Genomic DNA, 12,007 nt, shown 5'->3' on the forward strand with positions numbered 1-12,007 from the left:
TTCTCGACACGTCATTTGGGAGTCGACTTGAATGGTCGACGTCCTCCGCGCATGCCCACGCACGCGTGGGCTTGGCACCCAGAACTGATGAAGACGTGGGCTTGGCACCCGACGGAGAGTAACCTCGACCGTCGCTCACTGCGGCTTGCCGGCTTCATAGAGGTCGCGAACCTCCACGTCGGTGAGGGCGGTCTTAAAGAGGACCAACTCGTCAATGCGACCGTTGAGGTTGCGGACGTTGCTCGTCGGCGAGACCGGATTGAGCCAGTTCCCGATTGTCGCTTCCCCAATCCCAAGCGGGCCCTTCGCTTCGGGCACCAACGCTTCCCTCGCCGAGAGTTCGCCATCGACGTAATGCCTTACTTCGCGATTGGCGTTGTCGTAGACCGTCACCAGGTTGGTCCATCGTCCCAGGCTGAAGACGTCGATGAGCGGCTCGGAGAGGTAGTCGCGATGACTCTTCGCCTCGCTGTTGCGAACCCCGAGGATCAACTCCCCCATCTTGCGAATCTGCCAGTGAGGCCGCATTGAGGCCCACCCGTCGGTCAGCAACAGCGAGTTGAAGGCACGATCCAATCCGTCGATGCGAACCCACGCCGACCAGGTCATCGAATCGAACGACCCCGGAATATTGACGCGAACGCGATCGCCGGGCCGCTTGAACTCGAGCGAGTCCTTCCCCGGCCAACGTCCCGCCGACCACGAACAGCCGATGATCGCGCCGTCGAGCGAGCGGTCGTCGCTCTTCTGACTGACCAGCACCCGCGGATCGTCGTTGTGCCGCTCGAACGAGTACTGCACGATGACGCGAGGATCGGACTTGAGGCCGTCGCTGTACTCTCGCCACTGCGCCAACCGGGACTTGCTCTCCTCCTTGTCGAGTCGCTGCAACTCGCTCGCCGAGATGAACCGCGCCGGCTCGGGACGGACGTCATGCCGGGTACCATCGACCGACACCGAGACGGCACTGGTCGCGTCAAGCGCTCGGTGAGTCGCCATCGAACGGTTCGACCCGGGCTCGTAAATCTCGACCTTTCCATCGAAGACGTGGACCGAGGCGCTACCGTCGTCGGCGATGTCGACGCCGAACTCGGTCCCGAGATCGACCAGCTCGAACTGGCCAGTCAGCACGGTGAAGCCATGCGCCGCCGGCGGGACGCGAGCGCGAAGTTTGCCCGTGTGGCAGACCAGCTTCTCGGAGTCGACAAACTCGAGGCTCGCCGGACCTTCCACGATCACGACCGCCCCCGAGTAGAATTCCAACTGCACCAATCCCGACTCGAGCTCGAACAGACCCGGCGTCACCGTCGATCCGGCATCGAGCGGCACATCGTCGTTCGCCCATTGCGCGCGGAACGCACGAGTCACGACCGCGACTCCCTCGTCGATCGTTTCGTCATCGCCCTGAACGAACGACACCGGTGTCGGCTCGGGGACAGTTCGGGCCAATTCGCCGCCGGGCAGATTCCCCGGGGCACGGAACCAGACAACCAGGGCGACACACGCCGCGATCGAACACGCTAGCCCGACCGCCGCCGACCAATAGCCCGGCTTGGCGAGAAAGCGATTCGCGGGCGCGCCGCTGTTGCTCTCTTCCAACTGGCCGAGCGCGACCTCATCCTCCAGCAGAGCGGCCAACTGCATCTGCTCGGCGAAGCGATGTCGCGCCCCGGCGTGCAGATCCAACATCGCGTTCAGTTCGGCCGACTGCTCCTCGGTCAGCTCTCCATCGCGAAGTTCGCCGACCAGCTCGTCGAAGCGGCCGTGCCAAGAGTTTCCCGCGTCGCTCATGTCGCTCCCCCCGTCTCCAGGCGACGGTTGATGCATTCCAGTAACTGGTGATGGATTCGATTGAGTCGTTTGTGAATCGCAACCCGGCTCCGGCCGAGTTGTTCGGCGATCGCCGCGACCGGCTGACTCGACTCGTAGCGTTGCACGAGCAAGCCGCGATTCTCGTCGCTCAGGTTCTCGAGACAATGGCCGAGGGCCTCGCGGCGATCCTCCATCTCGCAACTGACCGCGACGGCCGCATCCGCCAAGAGGGCGAACTGCTTGTCGTCGAGAGGAAGCGGGAGCTTCTGCTGCCGACGGCGCCAGTTGAGTATCGTCAGCCGCGCGACGCTCATCGCCCACGCCGCGAAGTCAGTCCCGGGCTCGAAGCGGTCGAACTTCTCCCAGAGCAGCGAGCTGACGTCCTGCAAGATGTCGTCCGCGGCGGCGCGATCGTGAACCAGCGACAGGATGAATCCGTAGATTCGCCGCTGATTGGCAACGAGGAGGCGTGAATACGCCTGCACCTTGTCGTTCTCGGATGATGGTTTGCTCATGGCACGCGAAACGCCAGTTGTTCCTCTTTCGGGTCAGTCCCGTGGCCATCGCCATGGACGTCATGGCCCACGACTCCAACGATGCCACGACCGACGGATCTGCCGTCCATCCCTTTAGGAAATGTTTTGCGACGGCGTCCTGTTAACCCGATGATGGCGATTTTGAAATTTTTGCGACGTTCGGTTTACAATCCGGCCCATCCGGACATTTCCATGTTATCCGAACCCACCGCCGCGATCGGGACACGGCCAAAACGATCGCCAAACAACCTTCCGACAGGGGAACCTTCACAAAATGCGCTATTTGAGTGGTTTAGGTGCCATCGCCCTTGCCGCGGGCCTTTGGGCTACCGTGCAAGGTGCGGACGATTCGAAGACCGAATCGCCATCACCCTTCGCCTTCAAGAACGATGACGTCGTCGCGATCTTCGGCAACGGACTCGCCGACCGCATGCAGCACGACCCATGGGTCGAGACCGTCCTGCAAAGCCACCTCGGCGACAAGAACGTCCGCTTCCGCAACATGGCCTTCTCAGGCGATATCGTCAACCGACGCCCACGGAGCCAGGGCTTCACCAACGACGAGGAGTACCTGCAACACGTTGGCCCCAGCGCCATCTTCGTCTTCTACGGCTACAACGAGTCGTTCGGCGGCCCCGCGAAAGCCGCGGCCTACGAGGACGAACTCGTCAAACTGGTCGATCGCTATCGCAAGCTCCGCAAGGAGAAGGACGTCGACGCCCGCTTCGTCCTCTTCAGCCCGATCGCCGCGGAAAACACCGGCGACCCCAACCTGCCCGACGGCAAGGAACTCAACGCCCAACTCGCCGAGTACACCGAGGCGACGCGACGAGCCGCCGAGAAGTCCGGAGCGACCTTCGTCGATCTCTTCACGCCGACGCTCGAGCTCTTCGAAAAGAGCGACGACCAACTGACGATGAACGGAATCCACCTCAACGCGAAGGGCTACGAAAAGCTCGCCGGCATCATGTCGGAGGCCCTCCTCGACAAGCCCGCTCCCCCGTCGGACTCACTTGAGGATCTTTATGCGGCGGTCAAGGATAAGAACTGGCACTGGCACAACCGCTACCACGCCACCGACGGCAACGACGTCTGGGGTGGGCGTTCGACTCTCTCTTTTGTCGACGGCCAGACCAACGCCGACGTGCTCAAGCACGAGTTGGCGATGCTCGACGTCATGACCGCGAATCGCGACAAGGTCATCTGGGGCGTGGCCCAGGGCAAGAAGATCGAGCCCGACGACAGCAACGTTCCTCCACCGGTCCCGGTGAAGTCGAACGTCGGCGGCGGCAGCAAGAGTTCCAGCGCCATGAAGGAAGGGAGCGTCGACTACCTCAGCCCGGAAGACAGCCTCGAGAAGATCAAGGTTCCCGAGGGCTTCGAGCTGAACGTCTTCGCCTCCGAGGAGATGTTCCCCGACCTGGCCAACCCGGTGCAACTTCAGGTCGATACCAAGGGGCGTCTTTGGGCCGCGAGCTGGAACACCTATCCCAAGTGGGAACCGCTCAAGGAGATGAACGACAGCCTCATGATCTTCGAGGACACCGATCATGACGGCGTTGCCGACAAGCGGACCATCTTCGCCCACGTCCACAACCCGCTCGGCTTCGAGTTTTGGAATGGCGGCGTCCTGGTCACCTCCGGTCCCGACCTCTGGTTCCTGAAGGACACCGACGGCGACGACAAGGCCGACATTCGCTACCCGGTCCTCCAGGGACTGGGAACCTCCGACACCCACCACGCCGCCAACAACCTGATCTACGGTCCCGACGGTGGTATCTATTGGCAGAGCGGTATCTTCCTGGTTCACAACCACGAAACCCCGTGGGGCCAGAACCTAAACATCGGCTCCTCGGGCATGTACCGCTTCGATCCGCGGACCTTCGCCATCACCCCGATCGCCGAGAACAGCCCCAACCCGCACGGCACGGCGTTCGACTACTGGGGCTACCTCTACGCCAATGACGGCACCGGCGGCCGCTCCTACCAAGTCCGTCCGGAGGGCGAAGGCTTCAAGATGCACTTCCTTCTGGACAAGGAGTTTCGTCCGGTCCCGGCCAACGAAATCCTCTCGTCGCAACATTTCCCCGAAGACATGCAGCAGGACTTCTTGATCCTCAACGTCATCGGTTTCCTCGGCATCAGGCAGTACGACCTCGATCGTGACGGTGACGGCTCCAAGCGCAAGCTTGGCGAAGTATGGGGCACGCCGGTCCGCGATCTGGTCAACGGCGAGGATCGCAACTTCCGACCGAGCGACGCCATCGTCGGCGAGGATGGCGCCCTCTACATCGCCGACTGGCACAACGTCATCATCGGCCACATGCAGCACAACATCCGCGATCCCAACCGCGACCACAAGCACGGCCGCATCCTGCGTCTCACCGCCAAGGATCGCCCGCTCCAGAAGCCGGTCAAGATCGACGGCGAGCCGATCGAGGCCTTGCTCGAGAACCTCAAGCATCCGGTCGACGGCGTTCGCCATCGGACGCGGGTTGAACTAAGCGAGCGTGATTCCGACGAAGTCATCGCCGCGACCCAGGAATGGATGAAGGACTTCGATCCCAACGACGAGACCGAGGCCCATCACCTGCTCGAGGCACTCTGGGTGCATCAACAGCACAACGTCAAGAACGAGCAGTTGCTCGACAAGCTCCTTCGTTCCCAGGTCGACCACGCTCGCGTCGCGGCCAACACCGTCAATCACTTCTGGGGCAACGTCGACATCAAGGGAGCACGCGGTTTCGTCGCGCCCGCCGAAGTGAAGTTCGTGAAGTACCGCGCGCCGAACCACCTCAGCCCGGCCGACAAGAAGGTCTACATGAAGGGGGCCGAGATCTTCCAACGCGAGTCGCACTGCTCGACGTGCCACATGACCAACGGCCAGGGCAACGGTATCGTCTACCCGTCGCTGGTCAACAGCCCATGGGTCACCGGCAGCGAGGATCGACTCGTCAAGCTCGCGCTGCACGGCATGTGGGGCAAGATCAAGGTTCGCGGGAAGACCTACGATCCGGCTCGGGGCGTTCCTCCGATGACCGCGTTCCGCGATCTTCTCAAGGACGAGGAACTCGCCGCGGTGTTGACATTCGTACGCAACACTTGGGGCAACAAGGCCGATCCAATCAAGCCGGAAACCGTGACGAGGGTTCGCGAGGAGACCGCCGGCCGCTCGATCTTCTGGAAGCCGGAAGAACTTCTAGAAGAGCACCCGATCGAGAAGGAGTTGCTCGCGAAGGATGACACGGCCGAGGCCTTCGTCAACCTCGAGCTCGAGAAGGCGCTCATGGCCAAGTCACCCGAGGTGCTCGCTCAAGAAGCGATCTCCAAGGGCAACTCCGCGCGGGGAAAGGTCCTCTTCTACAAGTCGGCGGCGGCCTGTTTCGCTTGCCACGATCCGCCCACCGGGACCCCTCGCGTCGGCCCCGATCTCGCGGCGCTGAAGACCAAGCGCAAGCCCGAGGATCTGGTCGACTCGATCCTTCGTCCCTCCAAGTTGATCGACAGGGAGTTCGCCCAGGTCACCGTGGTCAAGGCGGACGGCTCGCTGGTCACCGGCATTCGCGTTTCGGAGAACGACGACGAGATCGTGCTGCGGAACCTGGCTCAGCCGAAGCCCTTCAGCATCCCGATGGATGACGTCGATGAAGTCGTCGAGTCGAAAGTCTCGCTCATGCCGAAGAGTCTGGCCCAGCAACTGAAGAATCGCCAAGAGTTCGACGACTTGATGAAGTACATCATCGAAGTCCGCAACCGCTAGGCGGCCCTCTTCGTTCTCAGGGTGCCAAGTCTTGGATGCCGCATGCTCACACTCGTCGTGGGCACGCAAAGAGGATTGGGACATTTCAGGGTGCCACTGGCCGCTTGCCAGCCAGTGCGGCGCCGCCATCAACACCGCGGGGGTCGCGTCATCGCACGACTCCCGCGACAACCATCTCCCTAAGAGAGCACAGCTCCAACCCCTATTTCGCAACTGCGCCTGATCGAAGGCCATCCGGTTCCCTTTTGCGCGATTTCGGCGCTTTTTGGTCGAGAATGCGTCCAGAACGGATGGTTTCGCGCGCGGATTCGCGTCACTTCGGTCGAGAATCGCTTCAAAACCGCCTGCCGAGACTCCCTCCGACCCGTCTCCCCACCACGTCGAACCGCGCCACCAGCGACCGAAAACCGATCGGTCATCAAACCCACAGGGAGTACTCCTTGACTCCGTCCGCGCCGATGCGGTACAAGCATAAGGGATAGGACTCTCCTCCACTTGAGCTCGCCACTATGCCCCGCCTTTGGTTTCTTCTCTCTGTGGCTTCGTGCCTCCCCAGTCTTTGCCTCGCGGCGGAGCCTTTCGACAAGGCGATTCAGCCGTTCCTGGCGACACACTGCCTAGCCTGCCACGATGAGACGACGCAGGAGGGTGACTTCCGGATCGACACGCTTTCGCGCGACTTTCAGAAGCAAGATGGAGCCCAGAGATGGGCGGAAGTGATCGAGCGGATCAACTCCGGCGAGATGCCTCCCGAGGACGAGGTCCAACCGACCGAGACAGAGATCGCCGCGGTAGTCGGCTGGCTCGGCGACCGCATCAAGGAGGGCAAGCACGCGCGGATGGCCAAGCGGGCTCCGGTAGCGCACTACCGCTTGAGCCGTGAGGAATATTCCAACACGATCCACGACTTGCTGGGCGTTCACTACGACGCCGCCGCGCCGGGGCACATGACCGAGGATCCCGTTTGGCACGGCTTTGAACGGATCGGCTCGCAGTTGACCCTCTCGCCCTCCCACGTCGAGAAATACCTCCGCGCCGCCCGCGAAGTCCTCGACAACGCCTACCCCGAGAAACCGCCGAAGTCCAAGCAGTACCGCAAGGACGCCCTCGACATCGACTGGCCCAACCGCACGAAGCGCGAACTTTTGCGAGAGCGGGGAATTCTCGATCAGGTCCGCGTCCTCCTCTGGCCTGGACACAAGTTGCCGCACGCCGAACCAGCTCACGGCAGCTACAAGATGCCCCCTGGGATCTATCGCGGCCGCATGAAGATCAGCGGGCTCAAGCCGAAGAACGGACGACCGCCGCATGTGAAGCTCTACTCCAAGCAGCTCGATCGGACCCTATTCGAACAGGACATCCTGGCCCCGGAGGACGAACCGGTCATCGTTGAGTTCGAGACCTATCTCGAGGGAAAGATCACCGTCAGCGTTGAGAATGCGGTCCCCGGTCCCTCCAACGCGGGCCGCTCGGGACGACCGACGAACCAGTACGTCTTCACCAAGCTCAACAATCCCAACTCGCGAGCCCCCTGGCAGCGGAAGATGACCGACGAGGAGGGAAACGCCCTCTATCCCTTCTTGATCTTCGATTGGCTCGAGTGGGAAGGCCCGATCGTCTCCGACGAGGAACTCGCCCGACGGGCCGCCTTTTTCCCCTCGAACCCGAAAGACCTCGCCGACGTGAAAGCCAGCCTCCAGCGGTTCGCGGAAGCGGCCTGGCGCCGTCCGGTCACGGACGAGGAATTGGCGCCCTACCTCGCGATCGTCGAGAGGGAACTGGGCGCCGGCGAGCCCACGCGCGAAGCGTACAAGACCGGCCTTCTCGGCGTGATGGCGTCGAAGAACTTCTTCTACCTCACCGAGGGATCGGCCGACCAGAAGCGGACCGAACTCGACAATTTCGAACTCGCTTCGCGACTCTCCTACTTCCTCTGGAGTTCGATGCCCGACGAAGAACTGCTGGCGGCGGCCCGTTCAAAAAGACTAGGCGACAAGGACGAACTGAAGCGACAACTCGACCGTATGCTGAGCGACGAGAAGGTCGCTCGCTTCTGCGAATCGTTCCCCCGGCAGTGGCTCCAACTCGGCAAGGTCGGGATGTTTCCTCCCGACCCGAAGCTCTTTCCCGACTACGACGAGTGGCTCGAGCGAAGCATGATCCTCGAGTCGACGAACTTCTTCGCCGAGGTCTACAACAAGAACTTGTCGATCGGCGAGTTCCTCGACTCCGACTGGACCATCGTCAATCCCCGTCTGGCGTGGCACTACGAAATGCCCTCCTTGCCGAAGTCCGGCTTCCAGCGAGTCACCCTAAAGCCGGACGATCATCGGGGCGGGATCATGACGCACGCGTCGGTCCTGTCGCTGACCTCCGACGGGACCCGGCATCGCCCGGTCCATCGCGGCGTCCTGGTTTCCGAGGCAATCTTCGGGAAGACGCCTCCCTCGCCGCCGGCGAATGTCGATCCGATCGAGCCCAACCCGGTGACCGCTCCCAAGGCGTCGGTGCGGATGAAGCTTGAGGCCCACGCGATCCATGCGAGCTGCGCCGCTTGTCATCGCAAGATCGACCCGCTCGGTTTCGCGTTCGACCACTACGACGCGATCGGCCGTTGGCGGACCGTCGAGATCGTCCCCGATGGCAAAGGGAAGAACCCGACCGTCAACGCGACTGGCGTCCTGCCCGACGGACGCGCGTTCGACGGTCCCGATCAATTCAAGCGTCTGCTGCGCGACGACCTCGACCTCTTCGGCGAGGCCTTCGTCGAGACGCTGGCGACGTATGCTCTGCGTCGCGCGATGACGGTCGACGACCGCGAACAGATTCGGGCGATCGCCGCCCAGTGCGAGAACGACGACTATCGCTTGAAAGCGGTGATCGAGAACCTGGTGACCTCAGACCTCTTTCGGACCCGTTGACATGAACATCCTCACTCGCCAATGGCAGCTCAAGCGCCGACACTTCCTTCGCGGCGCGGGAGCGGCCCTCGCGCTGCCGATGCTCGATTGCATGAGGCCGGCACGGGCGGAGTCGACCCCGGAACCGGAACGGGCCAAACGCAGCGTCTTCATCTACCTGCCCAATGGCGTCAACACGCTCGACTACCAGATCCTCGAAACCGGCAAGGACTATTCCTTCAGCAAGTCGCTCAAACCGCTCGAAAAGCACCGCGGCGTTATCACCCCGATCAGCGGTCTGCACCACCCGCGAGCGATCGGCCATCACCACAACTGCCAAGCGGTCTGGCTCACCGGCGCCCAGGCGGGAGCGACGGCCCGCAACTCGATCTCCGTCGATCAACTGATCGCGGCCAAGACCGCTCCCTTCACTCGCTTCTCCTCACTCGAGATGAGCAACACCGGCCGCTCGCTCGCCTACAACGCCGACGGCATCGGCCTTCCCGCCGCCACCAAGCCGGCCGAGATCTTCAAGCGACTCTTCGTCGCCCCCGAGGGTGGCGTCGCGAAGGAACGCCGCGAACTGGAGCGGACCGGCAGCGTCCTCGACGCGGTCCTTGGAGAGGCTCGCCGCCTCAACAAGAAGATCGGCGGCAACGACCGGACCCGCCTCGATCAGTACCTGACGTCGGTCCGCGAAGTCGAGATTCGCACCCAGCGCGCCAACTCCTGGCTCGATGTTCCCCGCCCGACGATCGCCAAAACCGACGAGGCCCGGGTCAACAGAACGGTCGATCAGCAGCAAGTCGGCAACTACTTCCGCACCATGTACGACTTGATGGTCCTCGCGTTTCAAACCGACATGACGCGGGTCATCACCTTCAGCAGCGGCGACGAGGGCAAGGGACTCCCCATCCCCGAAATCCAAATCAACCAGACACGACACTCCCTGTCGCATCACAACGGCGACCCCGAACAACTCCGGCGGCTCACCGAAAGCGACGCCTTCAACTTCCAACAGTTCGCGTACCTGCTCGAGCGATTGCAAGAGATCCAGGAGGAAGACGCCAACCTACTCGACTCGACGGTCCTCCTCTACGGCAGCGGCATGGCGTACGGCCACAGTCACGGCAACGCCAACGTCCCCACCATCCTCGCCGGCGGCGCCAAGCTCGGCCTCAAGCACGGCCAGCACGTCGACTTCAATGTCGGCCACTTCGACGGCTACACCCTCGACGACGCCAATGCCCACTACCAACTCTGCTCGCGTCCCCTCGATAGTGACGCCCGCCTCAGCAACCTCCTGCTCACCGTCGCCCAGTCGATGGGCGTCGAGGCCGATTCCTTTTCCGACAGCATCCGCACCCTCTCCGAGGTGACGTCTTGATGACACCCACGTCAACCCCGAAATCGTCGCCCGCGCGCGGCCGTGTCCATGGGACGGGCCGAGCGGTCGGGGTGACCGCGATCCTTCTGAGCATGATGACTTCATCGGCCACGATCGCCGACGAGAAACCGACAATCGCTCGGCCGAGCGCCTTTCCGCCGCCCAACACGTCCCACTACCTCGCGGGCGAGTTGACGATGGTCGATCACGTCAACCGGATGGGCATTCTGCGACCCGATCGGCTCGACGACTACAAGAAGAACCATCTCGACTTGCCGCATCACTTCGCGATGCTTCCCTACGGAACCGTCACTTTTCACGGCGCCCCGGCGACGCTCAAGGACGTTCCCCTCGGCACCCATCTGCACGGGGCGTTGCACCTTGGGCCGAAGGGCGAGTACGACGTCGCGCTGCAACCGACCGACTACCAAGCCCAGGTCAGAAACCAACCTAACGCCTTCTCGCCCGAGTCCCCTTTCAACCAGGCGTTGACCCTCGAGGACGACTTCTCCTTCTACCAACGCCGGGGGAAGCGTTGGAAGGTCCTCTCGGTCGATCGCGAGCAAGGCAAGCTCGTCGCCGAACTCGTCGACTCCAAGAGCCCGACGAAGTCGCCCGAGAAGGTACCCTTCCCGGAAGAGTTTGACCTCGAGGGGCCGCAAACGTTCGATATCAACGCCGCCACCCGCATTTGGAAGGGCCTTACCATCGGCCGACTCGACGACATCGCTCCCGGCCAAGAGACCCTCTTCAACCTGACGTGGGCGACGATCTATGGCCCCGGCCGCATCACCGACCTTTGGCTCGACAAGGAGAGTCAAGCCATCGCGACCGAGCGGCAGCGCCGCGGCTATTTGGAACACCTGAAGATCTACGGTGTTCCGGTACTCGTCGAGAAGGTCGACCATCACGACAAGGGAGCCGGCACCGTGACGGCTCATCTTTACGCCGGCCCCGACGAGGAGATGCTCAGCGAGTTTCGAGCCAAGACCAACGGCCGCTTTATCGTCGTCGAGTCGAACCTGCGGTCGCACGATCAAGGCAACGACGCGAAGGGATATCGTCTCGAAGCGATCGTCGGCGTCGACAACCCGCCCCCCGGCAGCGGCGGCAAGCGATGGACGCTTCACATGTCCGAATTGCTCGAAGGCGTTCGTCCCGGCCGAACCATTTGCTTAAAAGCGCCCAACTGGTCACGGGTCAGCATTCCGCGCGAGGAGCGACTTTGGCCCTTCGACATCCGCCCCCAGTTCCTGGAGCGTGGCGCCTCCCCCAAGAAGCCCCCCTCGTCGTAGGGCTCGCATGACCTCGTCTCTTTCGTCCCCCCTTGTCCAAGGGAAAGTCTCTTTTGTCCCCCCTTGTCCAAGGGAAAGTCTCTTTCGTCCCCCCTTGTCCAAGGGGGGAAAGAGGGGGGGTCGGCTCTCCGCCACCTGGCCGAATCGATTCCGCGTTGCCCAGAGCAAAACACCTTTCCGGTAGAAGAAGGAGATTCCCCTTCGGGAGAAGAGAAGCCCACTCCAACTACCAAGCCAAGCCCGTCAGGGCTGCAATCCGCGTCTCTTAGCGACGCGGCGTGTCCGACGTTGCCCCTGGCTCGACAAGGGGGAGCACA

Annotated in this window: 6 protein-coding genes; 4 read left to right on the top strand and 2 right to left on the bottom strand. The window is 62.5% G+C overall.

Annotation, left to right across the window (positions count from 1 at the left end; genetic code table 11):
• Positions 1–135: 135 nt before the first annotated feature.
• Positions 136–1,791, bottom strand: a complete 1,656-nt coding sequence (locus tag Pan216_RS24735) for a LamG-like jellyroll fold domain-containing protein (RefSeq protein ID WP_419192953.1) — start codon at positions 1,789–1,791, stop codon at positions 136–138.
• Positions 1,788–2,327 carry a sigma-70 family RNA polymerase sigma factor gene (locus tag Pan216_RS24740; protein WP_145262393.1) on the bottom strand — a complete coding sequence of 180 codons (540 nt, stop codon included), beginning with the start codon at positions 2,325–2,327 and terminating at the stop codon, positions 1,788–1,790. Before Pan216_RS24740 ends, Pan216_RS24735 begins: the two co-directional genes overlap by 4 nt.
• Positions 2,328–2,622: 295 nt before the next feature.
• On the opposite strand from Pan216_RS24740, the gene Pan216_RS24745 reads away from it, so the two are divergent.
• The 4 genes from Pan216_RS24745 (at position 2,623) to Pan216_RS24760 (ending at position 11,690) form a co-directional block, all read left to right on the top strand.
• Positions 2,623–6,108, top strand: a complete 3,486-nt coding sequence (locus Pan216_RS24745) for a PVC-type heme-binding CxxCH protein (protein ID WP_145262395.1) — start codon at positions 2,623–2,625, stop codon at positions 6,106–6,108.
• A 536-nt stretch (positions 6,109–6,644) separates the two neighbouring features.
• Entirely contained in the window at positions 6,645–9,029 is a 2,385-nt protein-coding gene (locus tag Pan216_RS24750) for a DUF1592 domain-containing protein (RefSeq protein ID WP_419192954.1), read from the top strand.
• Position 9,030: 1 nt separating this feature from the next.
• Positions 9,031–10,395 (top strand): DUF1552 domain-containing protein, encoded by a 1,365-nt coding sequence (locus Pan216_RS24755; protein ID WP_419192955.1) that lies wholly within the window; start codon positions 9,031–9,033, stop codon positions 10,393–10,395.
• Positions 10,395–11,690 carry a hypothetical protein gene (locus tag Pan216_RS24760; protein ID WP_145262399.1) on the top strand — a complete coding sequence of 432 codons (1,296 nt, stop codon included), beginning with the start codon at positions 10,395–10,397 and terminating at the stop codon, positions 11,688–11,690. Before Pan216_RS24755 ends, Pan216_RS24760 begins: the two co-directional genes overlap by 1 nt.
• Positions 11,691–12,007 lie beyond the last annotated feature (317 nt).

The sequence above is a fragment of the Kolteria novifilia genome (assembly GCA_007748055.1).
In the GTDB taxonomy this organism is placed as follows: domain Bacteria; phylum Planctomycetota; class Planctomycetia; order Kolteriales; family Kolteriaceae; genus Kolteria; species Kolteria novifilia.